This is a genomic window from Xanthomonas bromi (assembly GCF_900092025.1).
Taxonomy (GTDB): Bacteria; Pseudomonadota; Gammaproteobacteria; order Xanthomonadales; family Xanthomonadaceae; genus Xanthomonas; species Xanthomonas bromi.
On sequence record NZ_FLTX01000041.1, the window covers coordinates 1 to 22,697 of the forward strand.

21 protein-coding genes and 1 other RNA gene are annotated in these 22,697 nt (G+C 64.5%); 11 read left to right on the plus strand and 11 right to left on the minus strand.

Annotated features, from left to right (window positions below; all coding sequences use genetic code 11):
- Nucleotides 1-225: 225 nt before the first annotated feature.
- The 7 genes from rplS to ffh form a co-directional block, all read right to left on the minus strand.
- Nucleotides 226-633, minus strand: coding sequence for a 50S ribosomal protein L19 (gene rplS, locus XBLMG947_RS13465; protein ID WP_065469189.1), 408 nt, complete (start codon nucleotides 631-633; stop codon nucleotides 226-228).
- Nucleotides 634-778: 145 nt separating this feature from the next.
- Nucleotides 779-1,552, minus strand: a complete 774-nt coding sequence (gene trmD, locus XBLMG947_RS13470) for a tRNA (guanosine(37)-N1)-methyltransferase TrmD (protein ID WP_065469190.1) — start codon at nucleotides 1,550-1,552, stop codon at nucleotides 779-781.
- Nucleotides 1,553-1,617: 65 nt separating this feature from the next.
- Nucleotides 1,618-2,130, minus strand: a complete 513-nt coding sequence (gene rimM / locus XBLMG947_RS13475; RefSeq protein WP_065469191.1) for a ribosome maturation factor RimM — start codon at nucleotides 2,128-2,130, stop codon at nucleotides 1,618-1,620.
- Between the two features lie 43 nt (nucleotides 2,131-2,173).
- Nucleotides 2,174-2,431, minus strand: coding sequence for a 30S ribosomal protein S16 (gene rpsP, locus XBLMG947_RS13480; protein WP_065469192.1), 258 nt, complete (start codon nucleotides 2,429-2,431; stop codon nucleotides 2,174-2,176).
- A 109-nt stretch (nucleotides 2,432-2,540) separates the two neighbouring features.
- A complete protein-coding gene (locus XBLMG947_RS13485; protein ID WP_065469193.1) occupies nucleotides 2,541-3,338 on the minus strand; it encodes an aminotransferase class IV family protein in 798 nt (265 codons plus the stop codon).
- Nucleotides 3,329-4,399 carry an NAD(P)H-dependent flavin oxidoreductase gene (locus tag XBLMG947_RS13490; protein ID WP_065469259.1) on the minus strand — a complete coding sequence of 357 codons (1,071 nt, stop codon included), beginning with the start codon at nucleotides 4,397-4,399 and terminating at the stop codon, nucleotides 3,329-3,331. Before XBLMG947_RS13490 ends, XBLMG947_RS13485 begins: the two co-directional genes overlap by 10 nt.
- A 292-nt stretch (nucleotides 4,400-4,691) precedes the next feature.
- Nucleotides 4,692-6,068: a signal recognition particle protein gene (ffh, locus tag XBLMG947_RS13495; protein WP_065469194.1), complete on the minus strand. Its 1,377-nt coding sequence runs from the start codon at nucleotides 6,066-6,068 to the stop codon at nucleotides 4,692-4,694.
- A 213-nt stretch (nucleotides 6,069-6,281) separates the two neighbouring features.
- Here ffh and XBLMG947_RS13500 point away from each other — a divergent pair.
- Both XBLMG947_RS13500 and XBLMG947_RS13505 read left to right on the plus strand, forming a co-directional pair.
- Nucleotides 6,282-6,357: non-coding RNA, sX9 sRNA (locus tag XBLMG947_RS13500), on the plus strand.
- 138 nt (nucleotides 6,358-6,495) lie between these two features.
- Nucleotides 6,496-7,287 carry a cytochrome C assembly family protein gene (locus XBLMG947_RS13505; RefSeq protein ID WP_065469195.1) on the plus strand — a complete coding sequence of 264 codons (792 nt, stop codon included), beginning with the start codon at nucleotides 6,496-6,498 and terminating at the stop codon, nucleotides 7,285-7,287.
- A gap of 349 nt (nucleotides 7,288-7,636) precedes the next feature.
- Here the strand turns inward: XBLMG947_RS13505 and XBLMG947_RS13510 are convergent, their stop codons facing one another.
- Nucleotides 7,637-8,686 carry an aldose epimerase family protein gene (locus XBLMG947_RS13510; protein ID WP_065469196.1) on the minus strand — a complete coding sequence of 350 codons (1,050 nt, stop codon included), beginning with the start codon at nucleotides 8,684-8,686 and terminating at the stop codon, nucleotides 7,637-7,639.
- A 44-nt stretch (nucleotides 8,687-8,730) separates the two neighbouring features.
- Between XBLMG947_RS13510 and XBLMG947_RS23950 the strand changes: the two genes are divergently transcribed.
- The 3 genes from XBLMG947_RS23950 (at nucleotide 8,731) to XBLMG947_RS21645 (ending at nucleotide 11,159) form a co-directional block, all read left to right on the plus strand.
- Entirely contained in the window at nucleotides 8,731-8,862 is a 132-nt protein-coding gene (locus XBLMG947_RS23950; protein WP_280643402.1) for a hypothetical protein, read from the plus strand.
- Between the two features lie 61 nt (nucleotides 8,863-8,923).
- Nucleotides 8,924-10,507, plus strand: coding sequence for an alpha-N-arabinofuranosidase (locus XBLMG947_RS13515; RefSeq protein WP_065469197.1), 1,584 nt, complete (start codon nucleotides 8,924-8,926; stop codon nucleotides 10,505-10,507).
- Nucleotides 10,508-11,000: 493 nt separating this feature from the next.
- Entirely contained in the window at nucleotides 11,001-11,159 is a 159-nt protein-coding gene (locus tag XBLMG947_RS21645; RefSeq protein WP_245228191.1) for a hypothetical protein, read from the plus strand.
- Between the two features lie 22 nt (nucleotides 11,160-11,181).
- Here the strand turns inward: XBLMG947_RS21645 and XBLMG947_RS13520 are convergent, their stop codons facing one another.
- Nucleotides 11,182-11,550: a response regulator gene (locus XBLMG947_RS13520; protein ID WP_065469198.1), complete on the minus strand. Its 369-nt coding sequence runs from the start codon at nucleotides 11,548-11,550 to the stop codon at nucleotides 11,182-11,184.
- Complete coding sequence (locus XBLMG947_RS13525) at nucleotides 11,543-12,706, minus strand: two-component system sensor histidine kinase NtrB (RefSeq protein ID WP_065469199.1); 1,164 nt, start codon at nucleotides 12,704-12,706, stop codon at nucleotides 11,543-11,545. Before XBLMG947_RS13525 ends, XBLMG947_RS13520 begins: the two co-directional genes overlap by 8 nt.
- A gap of 157 nt (nucleotides 12,707-12,863) precedes the next feature.
- Between XBLMG947_RS13525 and XBLMG947_RS13530 the strand changes: the two genes are divergently transcribed.
- The 6 genes from XBLMG947_RS13530 (at nucleotide 12,864) to trxC (ending at nucleotide 19,902) form a co-directional block, all read left to right on the plus strand.
- Nucleotides 12,864-16,040 (plus strand): response regulator, encoded by a 3,177-nt coding sequence (locus XBLMG947_RS13530; RefSeq protein ID WP_065469200.1) that lies wholly within the window; start codon nucleotides 12,864-12,866, stop codon nucleotides 16,038-16,040.
- Entirely contained in the window at nucleotides 16,013-16,861 is an 849-nt protein-coding gene (locus tag XBLMG947_RS13535; protein ID WP_181093244.1) for a CheR family methyltransferase, read from the plus strand. The genes XBLMG947_RS13530 and XBLMG947_RS13535 overlap by 28 nt, the downstream gene beginning before the upstream one ends.
- Nucleotides 16,858-17,442 carry a chemotaxis protein CheB gene (locus tag XBLMG947_RS13540; RefSeq protein ID WP_065469202.1) on the plus strand — a complete coding sequence of 195 codons (585 nt, stop codon included), beginning with the start codon at nucleotides 16,858-16,860 and terminating at the stop codon, nucleotides 17,440-17,442. The genes XBLMG947_RS13535 and XBLMG947_RS13540 overlap by 4 nt, the downstream gene beginning before the upstream one ends.
- Nucleotides 17,439-18,569, plus strand: a complete 1,131-nt coding sequence (locus XBLMG947_RS13545; RefSeq protein WP_065469203.1) for a hybrid sensor histidine kinase/response regulator — start codon at nucleotides 17,439-17,441, stop codon at nucleotides 18,567-18,569. The genes XBLMG947_RS13540 and XBLMG947_RS13545 overlap by 4 nt, the downstream gene beginning before the upstream one ends.
- A gap of 336 nt (nucleotides 18,570-18,905) precedes the next feature.
- The gene (locus XBLMG947_RS13550; RefSeq protein WP_065469204.1) at nucleotides 18,906-19,271 is read left to right on the plus strand and encodes a DUF1428 domain-containing protein; all 366 of its coding nucleotides are present in this window, start codon (nucleotides 18,906-18,908) and stop codon (nucleotides 19,269-19,271) included.
- Nucleotides 19,272-19,455: 184 nt separating this feature from the next.
- Nucleotides 19,456-19,902, plus strand: a complete 447-nt coding sequence (gene trxC / locus XBLMG947_RS13555; protein WP_065469260.1) for a thioredoxin TrxC — start codon at nucleotides 19,456-19,458, stop codon at nucleotides 19,900-19,902.
- Nucleotides 19,903-20,008: 106 nt separating this feature from the next.
- Here trxC and XBLMG947_RS13560 read toward each other — a convergent pair whose 3' ends face one another.
- A complete protein-coding gene (locus tag XBLMG947_RS13560) occupies nucleotides 20,009-22,378 on the minus strand; it encodes a TonB-dependent receptor (RefSeq protein ID WP_065469205.1) in 2,370 nt (789 codons plus the stop codon).
- Nucleotides 22,379-22,697 lie beyond the last annotated feature (319 nt).

Genomic DNA, 22,697 nt, shown 5'->3' on the forward strand with positions numbered 1-22,697 from the left:
AGAAACAGTTATCTCGGCGCACGCTCCAGAAACTGTCATGAAACCCGGGCAGCCTAAGCTCCGCCTCTCGACCATTCCCGATCGAGCACACGCGGTCGCTTTAAGGATTCCCTAAAGCGGATTGCATGATCCATGTGCACCGCACCGAACATGCATTCCCACAAACGCAAACAGCCGCCCGAAGGCGGCTGTTTGGCAGTGGCGGAACAAGCCCGCCAGTGTGACTTACTCGGCCTTGGCAGCAGCCTGGCGAGCGGCCTTGGCCTGTGCAGCGGCGGCCAGATCTTCCTTGATGCGGGCAGCCTTGCCTTCCAGGCCACGTAGGTAGTACAGCTTGCCGGCGCGGACCTTACCGCGGCGCTTCACTTCGACCGAGTCGATGACGGCGCTGTGGGTCTGGAACACGCGCTCGACGCCGAAGCCGTGCGAAATCTTGCGCACGGTGAAAGCGGAGTTCAGGCCGGCATTCTTGGTACCGATCACGACGCCCTCATAGGCCTGCACGCGCTCGCGGTTGCCTTCCTTCACCTTGACGTTCACCACAACGGTGTCGCCCTGGTTGAATTCCGGCAGCTTGCGCTGAATCTGGGCGGCTTCGAAGTCAGCCAGGATGGTCTTGTTGAGTTTGCTCATGATGGGCACCGCGTGTCTGGTGATATTGGACCGGCAGTCGCCGCACGGCGATTGCTCGAGATTCGTAAGAGGGCCAGACGCAAGGCTGGCCAGCAAGCCGCATATTGTACCCCAATCAATCTTGCAAGAGCTAGGGGGAAGCCCTCTATTTCTTGTCGCCGGGTTTATCGTCGCCAGGGTCGAGTTCGCGGCGAAACTCGTCCAACAGACGGCGATCGTTCTTGTCCAACCCGGCCTCGTCCAGCAGGTCCGGGCGACGCAGCCAGGTCCGGCCCAGCGACTGCTGCCGGCGCCAGCGCGCGATGGCGGCGTGATTACCCGACCGCAGCACATCCGGCACATCGCCCCAGGCATGGGTCGACGGATGGCTGTAGTGCGGGCAATCCAGCAGGCCCTGCGGCCCTTCGAAACTGTCCTGCGCTGCAGATTCGGCGTCGTTCAACACCCCGTCCTGCAAGCGCGTCACCACATCCACCACCACTGCGGCGCCCAACTCGCCACCGGACAACACGTAGTCGCCGATGGAGATTTCCATATCCACCGCCTGCGCCAGAAACCGCTCGTCCACCCCTTCATAGCGCCCGCACAGCAAGACCATGCGCGGCAACTGCGCCAGCTCGCGTGCGAGCGATTGCGTGAGCGGCAGCCCCTGCGGGCTGAGGTAGATCACCGGTGCCGGCCGCCGATCGGCGGCTTGCACCGCGTCCAGACAGGCCCGCAACGGCTCGATCAACATCACCATGCCGGGCCCGCCACCGAACGGACGATCGTCAACCCGGCGGTAATTGCCCTGCGCATGGTCACGCGCATTCCAGCCCTGCAGCTCCAGCAACCCGCGCTCCTGCGCCCGCCCGACCACGCCGAACGCCGCGCATTGCGCGATGAACTCGGGGAACAGGCTGATGACGTCGATGCGCACGTAAGAATCGGGAATCGGGATTGGGGAATGGGTAGAGCAAGAGCGAAGCCGACGCACCGCTTCGATCAGAAATCCGGATCCCAGTCGACCACGATCAGATTGGCCTCGAAATCCACCGATTTGACGAACTCCGGCAACACGAACGGGATCATCCGTTCGCGATCGCCGCGCACGACGACCACATCGTTGGACCCGGTGGAAAACAGATGCGACACCGTGCCGAGCTTGACGCCCTCGACGGTTTCCACCTGCAGCTCTTCCAGATCCACCCAGTAGTACTCGTCGGGCTTGGGTGGCGGCAACGCGCTGCGCGCGACGTAGATCTCGGTCCCGTGCATCGCCTCGACCGTATCGCGGTCGGTCACGTCCGGGAACACCGCAATCAGGTTCTTGCCCTGGTCGCGCCCACGCACGCCGCTCACGACCGTTTCCTGCCCCGATGGCGCGCGCACGATCCACGGTTGATACCGGAAGATCGCACTACGCGGCTCGGTCCAGGATTCGAGCTTGAGCTCGCCCTTGACACCAAAAGCGCCAACTATCCTGCCTAACAGGATGCGGCGCTCGGTCGGCTTCATCTGTGTCGACTCTGGGCCAGGCGGCGACGCCCGGCCCGCAAGATCAGGCCGCAGCGGCCTGTGACTTGGCTTCGCGGTACAGGTTGCGCACCTTGTCGGTGAGTTGTGCACCGTTGCCGACCCAATGGTCGACACGGGCGGTATCGAGCACGATGCGCGGTTCGGCGCCCTGCGCAACCGGGTTGTAGTAACCCACGCGCTCGATGTTGCGGCCGTCGCGCGCGCTGCGCACGTCGGTCACGATGATGTGGTAGAACGGACGCTTCTTGGCGCCGCCGCGGGTCAGTCGAATCTTGACCATGGTGTGGTTTTCCTGAGTTGCCCAGTCGCCAGAGTGGCGCGGTAAGCCGGCGATTATAGCGGCCCCCGATGCCGAAGCCAAGCCGCCCAGCGCCACGCCGCCAAATCGCTCAGATCGCTTGCCAGGCATGGGTTTGCAGGGCCCGCTCCAGCAGCGGCAGTTGCGCGGCGTGCGGCCCCCAACGTGCCGACCCCAGCGCCACGATGGCCTGCTGCCCGCGCGCATTGCAGGCGAACGCGCCATCGAAACGGTCCAGCTCGCTTAGCTCCACCGGGCGGCTGATCTGGGCGATGCCCAGCGTCTTCAGCCCGGACTGCAACAGCTGCTGCCGGGTCCCCAGCAGCGCCGGACCTTGCGGCCACACCACCCCGCCGCGCTCCCACAATCCCAGATTCCAGAACGCGCCCTCCAGCACCCTCCCCTGCCGATCCTGCAGCACCACATCGTCATGGTCGGCCTGCATGGCCAGCCGGCGCAGGTGCAGCAGCGGAAACGTGCCGACATGCTTGAGTTCCGGCCGCTCGCGTACGTAATCGGTCACCTGCACGCGCAGCCCGGTCTCGGGCATGTCCGCCGGCGGCGAGATGGCAACCAGCACATCCAGCGCGAGCTCGCGCAAGGGGTCGCGCAAATCGTAATCGGGCGCGAACACGGTGACGCGCAGGCTGGCATCGGCCATGGCCGATGCCACCAGCGCAGCGTGCAATTGCAGCCGCAGCTGGTCTGTTTCCAGTTCCTGGCCGAACAGCGCGCGGCTGCCTTCCTGCAGCCGCTGCAGATGCAGGTCCAGCCCCAGCGTGGCACCGCCACGCACCTGCAGCGTGGTGAAATGGCCGTAGTTGATCAGCGCCGCAGCACCCAGCTGTTGCGCGCTCGCCGGTGCGCCGTTGCAGAAGATCATCGACATAACAGTGCGTGCGCCTGCGTCCACCACTGCGTGACCAGTTCGCCGGCCGGCTGCGCGGGCGCCATCCACGCCGATTGGCCGGCCCAGGCCTGCATCGCGTCCAGGCAATTGTCGCGGGCGGCGGCCTGGCGCATCGGCGCAGTCAGCGCGCGCTGCACCGGATACGGTGCCGGCGGCGGGGCATCCGCAGCGTTGGCGGCCTGCACATAAGGCGTTGCCAACGCACGGCCGAGTCGCCCTGAAAATGCGCGGGTGAGCTGGGTCTGTTCCGGTTCGGCCTGGGCCAGAGCGTCGGCCCAGGCACTCGGTAGCGCGGCCTCGGGCGTGCGCAGCAGGCCGGTGCCGATCTGCACCGCGCTTGCGCCCAGCGACATCGCGGCAGCGATGCCGCGCGCATCGGCGATGCCGCCAGCGGCAATGACCGGGATGTCCAGGTGGTCGACCAGGCGCGGCACCAGCGCGAACAAACCGGTCATCTGGCGCTCGGCCTGGCCGGCATCGAACGCGCCGCGATGGCCGCCGGCTTCCGCGCCCTGCGCAACCACCGCATCGGCGCCGGCGTCCTGTGCCGCGCGCGCCTCCTGCAAGGTCGTGGCGCAGGCGAACCAGGCGATGCCAGCGGCCTTCAATCGCGCCACCTGGTCAGGACGAAATACGCCCATGATCGAGGACGCCACCGCCGGGCGCGCAGCGAGCACAGCCTCGACCTGTGCATCGAAGTCGGCCGGCGCCGCGTCGCCTGCCGACTCGGGAACTAGTGGGCCCCATTGCGCGAGAAACGCACGCACACGCGCCTCCGCTTCCGCACTGCGCGCGGGCGCCGGGTCAGGAATCCAGAGATTGATCTGTGCAGGGCCCGCACTCACCTCACGAAAGGCGGCCATCCACGTCACGATGTCCTGCGGCTGCGACAACACCGCGCCCATCGCGCCCATGCCACCGGCATTGGCGACCGCCGCCGACAACGGCACCGGGCAGGCACCGGCCATGGGACTGAGCAGGATCGGCAGGCGCAGCCCGAAGCGCTGCTGGAAGACATCCATGTTCGAAGATCTGCTCATCAACACCATCGGCAGCTATGGGATGGCTCATGGTACCTGCGATGTTCGATGGCGATGCAGGCGCTTGCTACAAGTCTGGTGCTGCCGGGCCCGCCGTGGCGCAGAGGTCAGCGCGTCGAGAGCGGCGGCGATGGCCGCCCTCTACATCTGAACAGGAAGGCCTACATCTCATTCAGCTCTCAAGCGCGACGACCGGCTGTCGGGCGTCGCAATCAAGCGAATAAGCAGACGAGGTGAATGCAGGCCACGCGCGCCTGCAAAATTGCGCACCTGACGCAGTGGCGATGCGATCTCAGCGGAACGGCATGCCGCCGCGGCCGCCCATGGCGCCCATCATGCCCTTCATGTTGCGCATCAGGCCCTTCATGCCGCCGCCGGCCAGCTTGCCCATCATCTTTTCCATCTGCTGGTACTGCTTCATCAGCTTGTTGACGTCGGCCGGCTGCATGCCCGAGCCGCGCGCGATGCGGGCGCGACGCGAGCCGTTGAGCAGGGCCGGGTTGCGGCGCTCCTTCTTGGTCATCGAATTGATGATGGCGATCATGCGCGGCACTTCCTTGCCGGTGACCTGCTGCTTGACGTTGTCCGGGATCTGGCCCATGCCGGGCAGCTTGTCCATCAGCCCATGGATGCCGCCCATGTTCTGCATCTGCTCCAGCTGCTCCTTCATGTCGTTGAGGTCGAACTTCTTGCCCTTGGCGACCTTGGCGGCCAGCTTGGCGGCCTTTTCCTGATCGACGCTGTGCTCGACCTGCTCCACCAGCGACAGCACATCGCCCATGTCCAGGATGCGGCTGGCGACGCGGTCCGGATGGAACACATCCAGCCCATCGGTCTTTTCGCCAGTACCGACGAACTTGATCGGCTTGCCGGTGATGTAGCGCACGCTCAGCGCGGCACCGCCGCGGGCGTCGCCGTCGGTCTTGGTCAGCACCACGCCGGTCAGCGGTAGCGCCTCGCCGAAGGCCTTGGCGGTGTTGGCGGCATCCTGGCCGGTCATCGCATCGACTACGAACAGGGTTTCGGTAGGGTTGACCGCGGCATGCAGCGCCTTGATCTCGTCCATCATCGCCTGATCGATCGCCAGGCGGCCGGCGGTATCGACCAGCAGCACGTCGGCGAAGGACTTGCGCGCATCGCTGATGGCGGCGCGCACGATGTCGACCGGCTTCTGCGACGCATCGGAGGCGAAGAACAACACGCCGACCTGTTCGGCCAGGGTCTTGAGCTGCTCGATCGCGGCCGGGCGGTAGACGTCGGCCGAGACCACCATGACTTTTTTCTTTCGCTTTTCCTTCAGGTGCTTGGCGAGCTTGCCGACCGTGGTGGTCTTGCCCGCACCCTGCAGGCCGGCCATCAGGATGATGGCTGGCGCCGGTACATTGAGGTTGAGGTCGGCCGCGGCGGCGCCCATGACGGCGGTCAGCTCGTCGCGGACGATCTTGATCAGCGCCTGACCCGGCGTCAGCGACTTCAGCACTTCCTGGCCCACGGCGCGCACCTTGATGCGCTCGATCAGCGCCTGCACAACCGGCAATGCGACGTCGGCTTCGAGCAGCGCAATGCGGACCTCACGGGTGGCTTCGCGGATGTTCTCCTCGGTCAGGCGGCCGCGGCCGCGCAGGCGCTCCATGGTGCCGGAAAGACGTTGGGTAAGGGACTCGAACATGCGCAAAGGACCGCGTAAGGGGAAACGGGTGCCGATTATAGCGGCACCGGCTGGCGGCCTGCCCCGGCCTGGCCGGCCCGGGCCACTTCCCTACCCGGCCTGATCGTGCCCGAGCCGGCCAGGCTGCGCAGCCACCAGCACAACACGGTTAAGAGCGTTTAACAAAACACCTGCGCGGCCGCCAGGCAGGCGCGATCGGTGCTCGGAATTGGTGTGTGCCACTTGCACACTCCGGATCCTATGCGCCAACCGCACGAACCTGACGACCGCGCGCGACGTTTTGTTAGCCGCGCTAAAGGTCACACCCAGCCCACGGTCGCTCCGCTGACAGTCGCCACCTCACCTCTGGCGACCCACGGCTTCTGCTTTCCGAATAGCGCTTCCCCAATCCCCAATCCTCGCCCCGCCAATATGCGAAACTTCCACGATGACACTCGTTCTCATTGCGTTCGCCCTGTATCTGTTGGCCACGGCGCTGCTCACCCGGGCAGTGTTGCGCGATGGCAACCAGGCACCTGCGCGCTGGCTGGCGCCTGCGTTGGCCGCAGTGGCGCTGCACACCGGTTACCACGTGCTGGTGGCCGTGCGCACCGCCGGCGGGCCGGACATGCATTTCTTTGCGGCGCTGTCATTGTGCGGGCTTGGCATGGCGGCGCTGACGGCAGTGTTCGGCGGCCGCGGGCGGATGGCGGCGGTGGGCGTGGTGGTGTTTCCGCTCTCGGCGATCCTGCTGGCCAGTTATCACGCCTACGGCCACGAGCCCAGCTCGGATCTGGGCTGGCGGCTCGAATTGCATGCGTGGCTGGCCTTGCTGGCCTATGCCACGCTGGGCATCGCGGCGCTGCTGGCGATCATGCTGTGGCTGCAGGAACGCGCGTTGCGTCGCCGCGATTTCCACACCTGGCTGCGCGCACTGCCACCGTTGACCGAGCTGGAAACGCTGCTGTTCCGCACGATCACGGTGGGCTTCGTATTGCTGAGCCTGACCCTGCTGACCGGCCTGTTGTTCGTGCAGGATTTCCTGGCGCAACGGCTGCTGCAGAAGACCGTGCTCAGCATCCTGTCGTGGATCGTGTTCGGGGCGCTGCTGATTGGCCGCTGGCGCAATGGCTGGCGCGGCAGCAAGGCGGTGCACTGGACGCTGACCGCGATGGCGTTGCTGGTGCTGTCGTTCTTCGGCAGCAAGTTCGTCATCGAACTGGTGCTGGAGACGCGCTGATGACAGTGGGCGTGGAGCGATCCCGCCTGTCATCGCCGTGGGACGGCACGCCGGAGTGTGACGCCCCTGGATCACTGCACGTCGATGTCACTGAAATAAAAAATAGGGCATCCCTGCGACGATGCGGACGATGCGCGTCAGAGCGCATGCCTGGACTCGCGTTGCCATTGCGGCGTCTATCGACAGTCAGGCTGACCTGACGGCTATGTGGATCGGCGTGCGATGCGCGCATGCCGATTTCGCCCCAGCTAACAAGTGCACACCATGCCTACGCGGTTACAGAACGCAGCAATGCCTGTTTCAAGCAGTAGCTGCGTAGCTCAATCGCATTCCATCCTCGACGCCCTACTCAGGTATCCAGCGCGGCACTGACCACGCCCCACGACTGATCCGGGCCGGGGCTGGCGAAGCGATAAACGATACGACGGCGGTAGGTCTCGCCGGGGCGCAGGATGGTGGAGGGGAAGTTGGCGTGATTGGGCGCGTCCGGGTAGCCCTGCGGCTCCAGGCACACGCCGCGCCCGAGTCCGGGGTGATGGGCGTCCAGATGTTGGCCTTCGTACACCTGCACCGCCGGGGCATCGCTGCGGATGCGTAGCGCCACGCCACTGTGCGGCGAATACAACTCTGCAACACAGTCCGCGTCGGCGGACAGCACCAGGCAATGATCGTAGCCCTTGCCGAGGACGATCTGTGGATGCGCCCGGTCGGTGTTGTCGGCGAGCGCAGCAGCCTGGCGGAAATCGAATGGCGTACCGGCCACCGACGCGATCTGGCCAGTGGGAATCGACTCGGCATCCACCGGCAGATAGCGATCGGCCGGCACGCGAAGCACCTGCGCTGCGGCGGGCAGCTGCGGGTCGCCGGACAGGTTGAAATAGGGGTGATGGGTGAGATTCAACGCAGTCGCAGCATCGCACTGCGCTTCGAAGTCCAACTGCAGGCTGAGTCCGTGAAGCTGCAGCCGCGCACGCACGTGTAGATTGCCGGGATAGCCCTCTTCGCCATCGGGCGAGTCGTAGCCCAGCAGCACGTGGTCCGGCGCCTGCTCCAGCACGCTCCACACGCGTCGCCCGAAACCGTGCAGACCACCGTGCAACTGGTTGCGCCCTTCATTAGCTGCCAGCACATGGGTGACGCCATCCAGCGTGTAACGCGCACCAGCGATGCGGTTGCCGAAGCGGCCCACCAGGATATTGAGACTGTCGCCATCGGCAGCGTAGGCGGGTAGATCCGGCAGGTTCAGCACCAACGGCACCACACCCTGGGCGGTGGTCAACCGCAACGTATGCAGAATGCCGCCATAGGTGAGCACTTCCGCTTCGAGATCGGCCTCGCTGCGTAACGTGAGCGCGTGGACCTCGACACCGCCTGGCAACTGCCCGAACACTCGCTGCATGGATCGTCCTGCCGATGAGGGGAGCCTGCGAGCATAGCCGCACGATGCGGCTGCCGACCATGCTGCTGTGCACATCCTTTGCCTGCGAAGCGATGACGGCGGTCGAGCGACTGCCGCGCTCGCCGGCACTGGTCGCGCTGCAGCAATACAAAGTGCCGCCACCCGCACTAGGCTGACGGCGCGCCCCCTCGCAGCAGCACCCGACCGACCACCGACCAGCACAGGAGCACCAACCCGATGCAATGGATTTCCCTCGCGTTGCGGACATCGCGCAGGCAGCTGTTGAACGCCGTTTTCGTCGCCGTGTCGATTGCCAGCATGCCGCCCGCCTTCGCTGCCGACGTCAAGGTAAGCGGCACCTTACGCGTGAACCAACCCGGTGCGCAGGTGTCGCGTCAACTGTTCGGCCAGTTCGCCGAGCATCTGGGTACCGGCATCTATGGCGGCGTATGGGTGGGCGAGGATTCGTCGATTCCCAACACAGGTGGCTACCGCAACGACGTGGTCGCCGCATTGAAAGCCATCGCCGTGCCCAATATTCGCTGGCCCGGCGGCTGCTTCGCCGACGAATACCACTGGCGCGATGGCGTGGGCACGCCGGCCAAGCGCCCGATCAGGGTCAACACGCACTGGGGCGGTGTGGAAGAATCCAATCGTTTTGGCACGCACGAGTTCATGGATTTCACCGAACTGCTCGGGACCCAGGCCTATATCGCCGGCAATGTGGGCGATGCCGCGCCGGACGAGATCGCGCAGTGGGCCGAATACATCACCGCGCCGACACGCTCGAGCCTGGCCAACGAGCGCCGCGCCAATGGCCGCGACGCGCCCTGGCAGGTCCCGTATTTCGGCGTGGGCAACGAGGTGTGGGGCTGCGGCGGCAATATGCGCGTGGAATACGCGGCCGATGTGTTCCGCCGCTACCAGACCTTCGTCAAGTCGCCGGCCAACCAGAAGATCCTCAAGATCGCGCCTGGCCCCAGCGACGACGATTACCACTGGACCGAGGTGATGATGCGCGAGGCCACCAAGTACATGGATGGGCTGAGCCTGCATTACTACACCATCCCGGGTGGATGGCCGCCGCGCGCCTCTTCGACCACGTTCGACGAAGCCGCGTGGATCCAGACGCTGTCGCGCACGCTGCTGATGGACGAGCTGATCACCAAGCACAGCGCGATCATGGACAAATACGACCCGGCCAAGAAAGTGGCCCTGGTCGTCGACGAATGGGGCACCTGGTATGCCCCACTGCCCGGCACCAATCCCGGCTTCCTGCAGCAGCAAAACAGCCTGCGCGACGCGCTGGTGGCCTCTCTTAACCTCGACATCTTCAGCCAGCATGCCGAACGTGTGCGCATGGCCAACATCGCGCAGATGGTCAACGTGCTACAGGCGATGATCCTCACCGATGGCGACAAAATGGTGCTGACGCCGACCTACCACGTGTTTGCGCTCTACAAGCCCTACCAAGACGCCACGCACCTGCCACTGCAATTGCAGACACCGGAATACCGTCATGGCGACACGCATGTGCCGGCGGTGCATGGTTCGGCAGTCAGGGCAAAGGACGGGCATGTGTATGTCGCGCTGACCAACCTGGACGCGATAGCGCCAGCGAGCGTCAGCGTACAGGTGGACGGGCTACCACTGCGTGCGGTGGAGGGACAGATACTGACGGCACCGGCGATCACCACGTACAACACCTATGCGCAGCCGCGTGCCGTAGCGCCGGCTGTCTTCAAGGGCGCTCGCGTGCAAGGCAAGGCATTGCAGGTGGCACTGCCGGCGCATTCGATCGTGATGCTCAAGCTGCAGTGAGCGATCGCCTGCGGTGGCTGCGCACGGCCTGCTCAGGCGCGCGGCGTAGTGGGCACAGCCAGCGGTGTTGTGACCGTGCTGCCTAGTTCAGACGCATGCTCTATCTGGCCGCGATCATGGCGTTACTGATCTGCTTGGTAAGCACGCTGCCATGATGCCGCACTTATCCAAACCGCGCACTTGCTGCGTACCGCATTGCAATGCGGCACGCAGCTTCTGGCAATGACGGCGCGGCCGTTGATGCTCCAGCTATTGGTGCTGACCGCGCTTGGACTGCACTGAGCGCTGTGAGCAAGCAGATACAGGATCATCCTCAGCAGAGCGGCGCTGTAATGCAGCGCGGTCGGCAATGCGCACTGCGCTTAAGCACACCAGCTACGGGCGCAGAGTCCATGTAATCGCGTGTAAGCGAGTTCGGCTAAAACAGATCGGCATCAAAACCAGTTTCGGCAATAGCTGGAGGGATTTTGTCGCTGGCGGCAACCAGTACAGCTTGGTGCGCGATAGCGCCTGGCACAAGGTCAGGATCCCATTCAGTGCGTTCGACGATCTGGATCTGCAGGCAGTCAAACAATCCTTCATGCTGGTGGCCGATCCGCCGGCTGCACCGATGGAGGTCGCCATCGACAAGGTGCGTTACCAGAGCCGCTAAACGCAATACACGCATCCAGCGTTTATACGCTGGATGCGGTGCTCTTGAGCATGTCGATGAGTTGGCGCAGGCGATACGGCTTGGGCAGGAAATCGACCTGAGCCGGCAACGGCGGCAACTGCGCCTTGGCAAGGCCCGAGGCCAGGATGACGCGCGCCTGCGGCAACAGTTGCGCCACCTGCTCGCTCAATTCGATGCCCGACATGCCGTTGGGCATGCGGATATCGCTAAACACCACATCGTACGGGCCGCTGTCGCGCAACATGCGCAATGCGCTGTGGCCATCGTTGGCGGTGTCGACACTGATGCCGACATCGCGCAGCGCTTCGCCGATCAATTCGCGCAGTTCTACTTGGTCTTCCACCATCAGTAGGCGAAGGGATTCAGTCATGCTCGGCCTCCTTGATGGCCGGGAGAAACATAGTGACAGTGGTGCCGCATCCAGGTGCGGTCTCAAGCGCGACGAAGCCGCCGGATTGGGATGCCAAGCCATACACCTGGCTCAGCCCCAGGCCAGAGCCCTTGCCGACATCCTTGGTAGTGAAAAACGGTTCGCTGGCGCGTTGCGCCACGTGCGCGGACATGCCCGGCCCGTCATCGCGCACCGCAATGGCGACGTACTGTCGCTGCACGCCTTGCGGGTCGGACGGCGCGGTTCGCTGAGCGGCAGAAATGATCAACACAATGGCGCCGCCCGCGGGCATCGCGTCGCAACTATTGAAGACCAGATTGAGCAACGCAGCTTCCAGTTGGCCAGGGTCTACACGCACATCCGGCACTACGTCGGCACACTGCACCGACAAGCCCACAGCCGAAGGGCAGGCACGCCGCAACAGTTCCAACGAACGCGTCACGATGTCTTTGACGGCATGGCGCTCAGGGTTCAACCGTTGCCCGCGCGCAAAGGCGAGCAATTGCCGCGTCAACAAGGTGCCGCGGTCCACCGCGGTTTGCGCCGCTTCGATCAGCATGCGGGTGCGTGCATCTTCGCCTGTGCGCAGCGCGATCAGATCCAGGCTGGTCACCATCACCGTAAGCAGGTTGTTGAAATCGTGGGCTATGCCTAGCGTCAGCCGACCCAACGCGTCGACTTTTTGCGACTGCGACAATGCCTGCTGCGCCTGTTGCAGCAAATGCTGCGCTTCATGCCGCTCGGTCAGATCGCGGGTGACCTTGGCAAACCCCAACAGCACGCCGAATTCCAGCACCGGTTCGATCACCACGCTGGCCCAGAACCGGCTGCCATCCTTGCGCAGGCGCCAACCTTCAGCAGCGAAGCGCCCTTCGTGCCTGGCGATCTCAAGATTGCGGCTAGGCTCGTCGCGTTGCGCATCCTCCGGCAGATAAAACCGCGAGAAATGCGTACCGATTACTTCGTTTGCGCTGTAGCCCTTGATCCGCTCGCCACCGGGGTTCCAGCTGCGGATATGGCCACCGATATCGAGCATGTAGATCGCGCAATCGGACACGCTCTGTACCAACAGCTGACACTGCCGGCTTGCGTAAGAGAGCGGCCCTGCACTGTCGACGGCCGTTTCCGCATCCATCGCGCGATGTTTCCCCTTCAAAAGCGCGCGACCTTAGTGATGGGCGCGTGAAGGTTGCGTGCAAGCCAACCCGGCCGCAAAAACGTCAGATTTGCGGCGATTTGTGCGTGAACGTATCGGCTACCATGACCGCCCTCTCCGTTGGTCCGCGCGCCTTATGCACACCATCTCGACCACACGCGATCGCTGGATCTGGGTCATCGCGGGGGCCTTGATGGCTGGCACGCTGGGCATGGAGTTGGTCACCCCGCTCGGGTATGCGGTGTGGCTGACCTACTTCGTGGCGGTAGGCGTCACGGTGTTTCAGAACCGCATGCAGGTGCCGCTCATCGTGGGCGTGTTGTCGTGCGTTTTACTGGCGATCGGCTTTGAGCTGGCACCACCGAGCACCAATTCGAGTTTTTCATCGGTCAACCGCAGCATTGGCGGCGTGTCGTTTCTGGCGATGGCGCTGGTGGTGATGCAGGCGATCCGCGCACGCCGGCAGTCCGAATTCGCGCTGTGGCTGCAGCAGGCAGAAAATACCGTCGAGGCCAGTTTGCGCGGCGACCAGGCGCCGCAGGAATTGGCCGACGCGGCGGTGCGCGCACTGTGCCAGACGCTGGATGCGCAAATCGGCGCGCTGTATCGCATCGAAGGCGAACGCCTGCGACTCACCGGCGGTGCGGCGCTGCCGCCCGATCTACCGCAGACGCTGCCAACCACTGCCGGCCAACTTGGCGAAGTGCTGCACGGTGCCACGGTGCGGCGCATCCGCGGCGTGGAAGCCGGGCATCTGCAGATCGCCTCCGGACTGGGCCAGAGCGGCTGCCAGGAGCTGCTGCTGGCGCCGGTCACCGCCGATGGCTTGGTGATCGGCATCATCGAGCTCGGTCGCGTGACCGACCCACGCACCGCTGACTCGCGCGAGCAGGAACTGTTGGCACGTTGCGGCGAAAATATCGGACTGGCCCTGCGCACCGCATTGCTGCGCACGCAGTTGGTGGCGTTGCTGGAACAAACGCAGCGACAGAGCGAAGAACTGCAAACCCAGCAGGAAGAGCTGCGCGTTGCCAACGAGGAGTTGGAAGAACAGAGCCGCAGCCTGCAGCAATCGCAAAGCGATCTGGAAGTGCAGCAGGCAGAACTGGAACAGACCAACGTGCAGCTGGAAGAGCGCACCCAAGCACTGGAAGCGCAGAAGCAGACGCTGCTGATTGCGCAAGGTCAGCTGGTGCGCAATGGTAACGAGCTGGCCACCGCCTCGCGCTACAAGTCCGAATTCCTGGCCAACATGTCACACGAGCTGCGCACCCCGCTCAACAGCGCGTTGATCCTGGCCAAGCTGCTGGCCGACAACAAGGACGGCACGCTTAGCGCCGATCAGGTGAAGTACGCACAGGCGATCCTGTCGTCCAACAACGACCTGCTAACGCTGATCAACGACATCCTGGACCTATCCAAGATCGAAGCCGGGCACGTGGAACTGGCAGACGACACTGTCGACACCAGTTCGGTGCTGCAACGCCTGCGCGAAACCTTCGAACCGCTGGCGCGGCAGAAGGGCCTGGCACTGGAGATCGCAGCCGATACCGGTGCGCCGGTGCAGCTGGTTGTCGATCACCAGCGCCTGCAACAGATCCTCAAGAATTTGCTGGCCAACGCAATCAAGTTCACCGAACACGGCAAGGTCAGCCTGTCGGTCCAGGCGCATGCGCAGGGCCGGGTGCGCTTTGCAGTGACCGATACCGGCATCGGCATCGCGCGCGAACAGAACGAAGTGATCTTCGAAGCGTTCCGTCAGGCCGATGGCAGCACGCGCCGCCGCTACGGCGGCACCGGGCTGGGTTTGTCGATTTCGCGCGACCTGGCGCAACGCATGGGCGGCAGCATCACGGTGGACAGCGAGACGGGCCGCGGTAGTTGCTTTACGCTGGAATTGCCCACCACGGGCGCACCTGCGGAAGCGATCGGCGCTGCCGCTGCAGCTGCGCACGCCGCCGCATCGGCAGCGCATTCGGCAACAGGCGGCTCCGTGCTGCAGCGCGGCGGCATGTCGACGGCTGCGCACTCCGGCGCGCATTCTCTTGCGGCGGCCCACATCGCCCCGCTGCCGATCGCATCGTCCAACGCGTCACCGATCCAGCGCGCCGACGATGATCGCGACCAACGTCGTCGTCCTGGCCGCCTGATCCTGGCGGTGGAAGACGACACCCGCTTTGCGCAGGCGCTGGTGGACCTGGCCCACGAACTCGATTTCGATTGCGTGGTAGCTCCCAATGCAGAAGAAGCCCTGCGTCTTGCCGCCGAACTACGCCCCAGCGGCATCCTGCTCGACATCGGCCTGCCCGACGCATCCGGTCTGAGCGTGCTCGAACGTCTCAAGCGCGACCCGGCGACGCGCCACATTCCGGTGCACGTGGTGTCCGCGCTGGAACGCAGCCAGATTGCGCTGGAGCTTGGCGCGGTGGGCTATCTGATCAAGCCGGCCACCCGCGAGTTGCTGGCCGATGCGATTCGCCAGCTGGAAGACACCAATGCGCGCGCGGTGCGCCGTCTGTTGATCGTCGAAGACGACAGCGCATTGCGTGCGAATTTGCAATTGCTGCTGGCGCGCGACCAGCTGGACATCGTCGCGGTCGGCAGCATTGCCGAGGCGATGGAGCAGTTGGCAGGCTCCACCTTCGATTGCATGGTCACCGATCTCACCTTGCCCGACGGCAGTGGCTACGACTTGCTCGAACGCATGGCCTGCAACGATGCGGTCGCCTTTCCACCCGTGATCGTCTACACCGGGCGTGCGCTCACCCGCGATGAAGAACAACGCCTGCGTCGGTATTCCAAGAGCATCATCATCAAGGGCGTGCGCTCGCCGGAGCGCCTGCTCGATGAGGTAACGCTGTTCCTGCACAGCGTGGAAGCCTCGTTGCCCAGCGATCAGCAACGCCTGCTGCGCGAAGCGCGCCGCCGCGATGCGGTGCTGGACGGCGCCACCGTGCTGCTGGCCGAAGACGACGTACGTAATATCTTCGCGCTGTCCAGCGTGCTCGAACCGCTGGGCGTCACCTTGCAGATCGCACGCAATGGCCGCGAGGCGCTAGAGCACCTGGCCAAACACGAGGTGGACCTGGTGCTGATGGACATCATGATGCCGGAGATGGATGGCATCACCGCGATGCAGCAGATCCGTGCGAACCGTCAATGGCAGGACCTGCCCATCATCGCGCTGACCGCCAAGGCCATGGCCGACGACCGCGAACGCTGCCTGGAAGCCGGTGCCAACGACTACATCGCCAAGCCCATCGATGTGGACAAGCTGGTGTCGCTGTGCCGTGTGTGGTGTTCGCGGCAATGACTCCGGTGGAGCTGTTCGATCTGGAACTGCGCGTGCTGCTGGAAGCGGTGTACCAGCGCTATCACTACGATTTCCGCGACTATGCGGTGTCATCGTTGCGGCGGCGCATGCGCCACGCCATGGCGCGTTTCGAGTGCGCACGCGTGGCCGATCTGCAACACCGGCTTCTGCACGAGCCGGACACCTTTGCGCAGGCGATGCAGTTCTTCACCGTGCAGGTGTCGGAGATGTTCCGCGACCCGGCATATTTCCGCGTGCTGCGCGAGCATGCGGTGCCGGTGTTGCGGACCTATCCCTCGATCAAACTCTGGGTAGCCGGCTGCAGTACCGGTGAAGAAGTCTGGTCGCTGGCCATCCTGCTGCACGAAGAAGGCCTGCTGGAAAAGTCGGTGATCTATGCCACCGACATCAACCCCGAGGCGCTGAGCCTGGCCGAAGCCGGTGCCTACGGCATCGATCGTATTGCGCAGTTCAGTCGCAATTATCTGGACGCCGGCGGCCGCACATCGCTGTCGGACTACTACACCACCGCGTACAACGGTGCCGTGCTCGACAGGCGCTTGAAGCGCAATATCGTGTTCGCCGATCACAGCCTGGCCACCGACACGGTGTTTTCCGAAGTGCACCTGGTGTCGTGCCGCAACGTGCTGATCTATTTCAACCGCACGTTGCAGGACCGTGCGGTGGGATTGTTCTACGATGCGCTGGTGCATCGCGGTTTTCTCGGACTGGGTAGCAAGGAATCGCTGCAATTCGGCGCGCATGCGCAGGCCTTCGAACCCTGCGCACGCGAGCAACGCCTGTATCGGAAGGCCGCATGAACCGCTTGTCTGCAGCGCAGGATTTCGACGCGATCGTGATCGGTGCATCCGCTGGTGGCGTGATGGCCTTGCAGGCGTTGTTGTCCGGTCTGGCAGCGGGTTTGCCGGTGCCGATGCTGGTCGTGCTGCATCTGCCGCGCGACCGTCCCAGCCATATCGCCGAGCTGCTGGATGCGCGCTGCGCGCTGCCGGTGCGCGAGGCCGAGGACAAACAACCGCTGCTGGCCGGCACCGTCACTGTCGCCCCGCCCGACTACCACTTACTGGTGGAAACCCGCGACAGCCTGGCGTTGTCGATGGATGCGCCCGTGTTGTTTTCTCGCCCGGCGATCGACCCCTTGTTCGAGTCGGCTGCCGACGTGTTCGGCGCGCGCCTGCTGGCGATCCTGCTCACCGGTGCCAGCACCGATGGTAGCGCCGGTGTGGCGGCGGTGCGCGCTGTCGGCGGTACCGCCTGGATCCAGCGCCCCGATGACGCCGTCGCGTCGCTGATGCCCGCCGCCGCCCTCGCCCACGCCGGCGCCGATGCGGTACTCACCTTGCAGGCCATCTGCACCCGACTGGAAGCCTTTCACGCATGAACATCACCGCGACCGGCCTGGCTGCAAGCAGCGACGACACCGAACAGGCCAAGGTCCTGATCGTGGACGATGTGCCGCAGAATCTGGTGGCGATGGAAGCGCTGCTGCAACGCGACGGCATCCGCGTGCTGTCTGCCGCATCCGGTGCGCAAGCACTGGAACTGTTGCTCGAACACGATGTGGCATTGGCGCTGCTGGATGTCCACATGCCGGAAATGGACGGTTTTTCGCTGGCGGAGTTGATGCGTGGGTCGCAGCGCACCCGGCATGTGCCGATCATTTTCTTGACCGCCTCACCGAACGATCCGATGCGTGCCTTCCAGGGCTACGAAACCGGCGCGGTAGATTTTCTGCACAAGCCGATCGAGCCGCACGTGATCCTGAGCAAGGTCAACGTGTTCATCGAGTTGTACCAGCAGCGACGACTGCTCAAGGCACGCAATGCCTCGCTGGAACGCGCGCTGACGCTCAACGAAACGATGATGGCGGTGCTCACCCACGACTTGCGCACGCCGCTGTCGGTGATCCTGCTGTGCGCGGACAAGCTCGGCCTGGACGTCGATGCGGCCAGTTCGGCTGCGCGCACGCTGGAGCATCTGGAACACAGTGCGCACCGCATGTCGCGCATGGTCGGGCAACTGCTGGATTTCTCGCGCCTGCGTACCGATGGCCTGCCGATGCAGTTCGGCCCGTGCAACCTCGGCGAGGTGGTGCACAGTGTCGTGGGCGAAGTGGCGCAGGCCAATCCGCACACCACCATCGACCTACGCACCGAAGGCGACCTGGATGGCGAAGGCGATGGCGACCGGCTGGCGCAGGTCGTGTCCAATCTGGTCGGCAACGCGGTGTTGCACGGCGGCCGCCACCCGGTGCAGGTACACCTGGATGGACGCGAACACGACACGATGCGCCTATCGGTACGCAACGCCGGCAACATTCCCGACAGCCTGATGCCGCGCCTGTTCGAACCGTTCAAGGCCAGCTTCCATGCCAGCCAGGGGCTGGGACTGGGCCTGTTCATCGCCGACCAATTCGTCAAGGCACACGGCGGCACGCTGCAGGCGCGCAACGAGGACGGCGCCGTGGTGTTCGAAGCCAGACTGCGCCGCCACAATCTGGCGGCCTGACCGCCACGCCTCTCCTCGCCGGGCAATGCGAGCGGGCGCGAAGGTGCGTGACCAGCACGCGTTGGTTGTTGCATTGGCGCTTCCTCGAAAACGTTGGCGAGGTGGCGCCACCATCCATCACCTCAGCTGCCGTCGCGCCGGCGAACTCCGCAGCAGCGCGTCTGGCGGCCCACGTGACAGCCGACTCAAGCAGTGCTGTCGCGTTGCAGGCACCGTATGCTCAGGCCGCCAGTGGCTGGATGCACGCTCCTGCCCCACCGCTCTCCAGTTCTTGGTCGCACCAACATCCTTGGTCATCTCAGGTGCACGCCGTGTGCCCTGTCTGCGGAGGTGGTTATGTCGTATGTCGATGGTTTTGTGCTTGCCGTACCGACGGCCAACAAGGGCGCATTTATCGCGCATGCCCGTATGGGCGATGCGGTCATCATGGAGTACGGTGCGCTGCGCGTGGTGGAGTGTTGGGGCGGCGACGTCCAGCGGGGGCAATGGACCGACTTCTATCGCGCCGTCGATGCCAGCGCCGAAGAGACAGTGGTGTTTTCCTGGATCGAATGGCCAGACAAGGCCACCCGCGATGAGGGCATGCGCAAGATGATGGACGACCCGCGCATGGACCCGTCCGTCAACCCGATGCCGTTCGACGGCAAGCGCATGATCTACGGTGGTTTCGTGCCGGTCGTGACGCTCGGCCAATCGGTCTGAGCGATGCAGCGTGCGGCTGCGGGCATGCGGGCATGCGGCTTGCCACGCACCCGCATGTTGATGCGACCGCTGGCGTTCGGCATGGAATCTCCTGGGTTGATTGCTAAACTGGCGGCATGCATCATGCGCGCCGCCAGCAATGGCCGGAGACAGCGCACGCGGCGACGCCCCACTGGAGACCCACATGACCGACGCACCGCTTCTGCTCGCCTGCCCCAGTTGCGCCGCGATGAACCGCATCGTCCCCACGCGCCTGCACGATGCGCCCAACTGCGGCAGCTGCCATAAGCCGCTGTTTCTGGGCACGCCGGTGGCACTGTCGGCGGCCGATTTCGACAAACATGCGGTGCGCAGTGCACTGCCGCTGGTGGCGGATTTCTGGGCGCCGTGGTGCGGGCCGTGCCTGAGCATGGCCCCGCAATTCGCGGCAGCCGCCGCAGCACTGGAACCGCAGGTGCGCTTGGCCAAGGTGGACACCGACCTGCATCCGGCGCTGGGGACGCGCTTTGGCATCCGTAGCATTCCCACGTTGCTGGTCATCCAGGGTGGGCAGGAGATCGGCCGTCATTCCGGCGCGGTGAGCAGCGCACAGATCGTCAACTGGGTGCGTTCGGTAGTGAGCAATCGATGACGCAATAAAAAGGCCAGCTGCGCATGCACGCAGCTGGCCTGTATCCACACCGGAGACAGCACTGCAGCGCATACACCGCAGTGACTGCAGTCAACCGATCACCCCATTACTGCCAGTTGACATTGACCGACACGCCCACGATGCGCGGCTCGTTATAGACGGCCGCCATGTAGTTTTCGATCACGCCCTTGACGTTCTTTTCGTTGGTGATGTTGCGTGCGAATGCCGCCACTTCCCACGCACCGTAGCCACCGGTATAGCCCAGCTTGAGCCCACCTTCGAAATTGCCGTCGGCGCGAAACTCGGTGGAGTCGTACAGCACGAAGCTGGTCTGCCCCTGCTTGTTCCAGTCGGTGGACACGAAGAACGCACCGTCGTTACCCATCGGGATGTCGTAACGCGCGGCCAGGTTGAGGTTGTACTTGGGCGCATTGGGCAACGGGTTGCCGTCGATCTGCGCGAAGGTGTTGGCACCCACGCGGATGCTCGGGTCGTTGACCGTGCACACCACCACACCATTGAGCGCGCAAGCCTGCGCGTAGACGCGCTTGTCGTTGATTTCGCTATGCAGCAGGCTCAGCCCGGCGGTGAGCGACAGGTTGGAGATCGGGCGCCAGTCCAGATCCGCTTCCATCCCGTAAGCCTTGGCCTTGTCGGCGTTGAACAACACGCCGTTGCCGTCCGAATCGTTGCCGTTGAGCTGGATGTCATCGACCGTGTAGGTGAAGCCGCTGACATTCAGACGCAGACGATTGTCGAACAGGCTGCTCTTGATGCCTGCTTCCCAAGACAGGATGGTTTCCGAATCGGCAGTGGTGAAATCCGAATTGAACACCGCGCTGCGGCCCTGGATGGTGGGGCCGCGGAAGCCGCGCGCCACGCGTGCATACACGCTCAGCTGTGGGTCGATTTCATACATCGCGCTCAGATCCCAGCTGGGCTGGGTGTCGGACAGGCGCACGTCGCGCCGGCCGCGATACGTCACCACACCGGCGGCAGTATCGGCGGTCTTGAGCAGACGGGTTTCCTTGGTGTCCTTGGTCTGGCGGAGACCGGCGGTCAGCGTCAGCGCGTCGGTGGCCTTGTAGCTGAGCTGACCGAAGCCGGCCCACGAGGTATTGGTATTGCGCAGCCGCACCCAGTTGTTGGGATTGCGCGCGGCGGTGCGCAGGAAATACGCACGCTGATAGAAATCGGTGGTGTCGCGGCCATCGAAATAGAACGCGCCCACCTGCCATTGCAGCGCGTCGTCGCCTTCGCTGGCCAGACGCAGTTCCTGGGTGTACTGGTCCAGGTCGCGAATCTGCCCCATCGACTGGCCGAACCCGTTCGGCACGCCATTGACAGGGTAGTTGGCCGCGGCGCCGCCATCAGTGTCGCCACGGCTGTAGCCGGAGGTGGTTTCGTAGGCGGTGATCGAGGTCAGCGACACGCCGCCGAAGTCGTAGATCGCCTTGATCGAGCCGCCATCGGTCTGATACGCCTGCGGGTTGTCGTGCGCTTCGTCGTAGGCCACGCGATCGCGCGGCACGTCCACCTTGTCGCTGCCGCGGGTCACTGCATTGCGCAGGAACAACGTGGACGTGCCGTCGTAGTCGCGTGTATGCACCGAGCCCAGCAGCGAGAAGGCGTCATTGGGCTTGAGCAGCACCTGCAGGCGCGCATTGCGGTCGTTGTAGCCACCCATCGCGTCCTTGCGCGGCGTTCGCGTGCCATCGGCGCTGCTGCCGGCGAAGGTGTTGTCCACCCAGTCGTCGCGGTGCTGGTACAACGCCGAGACGCGGAACGACAGCACATCGTTGATCGGGCCGCCGAAGCCGCCATCCAGCGAGATGGTGTTGTAACTGCCGTAGCTGGCATCGAGACGGCCGGTGTAGGTATCGCCGGGCTTGACGGTGTCGAACTTGACGATGCCGGCAGTGGTGTTACGCCCGAACAGCGTGCCCTGCGGGCCGCGCAACACTTCGACCTGATCCACATCGTAGACCGGGTTGGATTTGAGCACCACATGCTCCAGCACCACATCGTCCTGGATGATGGACACCGGCTGCGAGGCGCCGAGATAGAAGTCGATGTTGCCCAGGCCGCGGATGTAGAAGCGCGGAAAGATGCGCCCGGTGGTGGTTTCGGCATAGAAGCCCGGCACGCGGCCGGACAGCGCCAGCAAGGTGTCGTCGCCACCGGCGGTATACTGGCGCATTGCCGCGCCCTGCACTACGCCTACCGACACCGGCACGTCCTGCAGGTTCTGCTCGCGGTGCTCGGCGGTGACGGTGACCGTATCCAGCGCGGTCGGGCTGCCTTCGCCCTGCGTCGTCGGCGCCTGCTGCGCGGACGTGGTTGCCGCCAGCGAGGCAAGCAACAGGCCGGCGCAGGCACGTGCCAGCGGCGTCCGCTGCAAGGCGGTGCGACGGCGCGTAGCGACCTCTGCAATCGCGGACACCGACGACGGAAAGACAGGCGAGTACAACGACATGCGGGTTGATCCTAGGTAGTGATGCGAGGTGATGACACAGGGTCCAGGCCGTTCGGCATGGCGCGCCCTTCGGCGGCGCAGCGTGGCGCCGCGCGCACGATATGTCAGCGATGTTGCAGCGGAGTGGCAGCCACTTCGATCCACGTCATCGCCACCGGCATGCAGGCATGCGACCACGCAGCGCTGGCAGCGCAACACGTCATGCCGCGCCACCGTGCATGCTGTCCTGCTGGTGTCGTACCGGCATTGCGCCGGAGCATGCCATGCGGGATCTCTTGAAACGACTCGGATGGATGGCCTGCCTGCTGGATGCACGTGT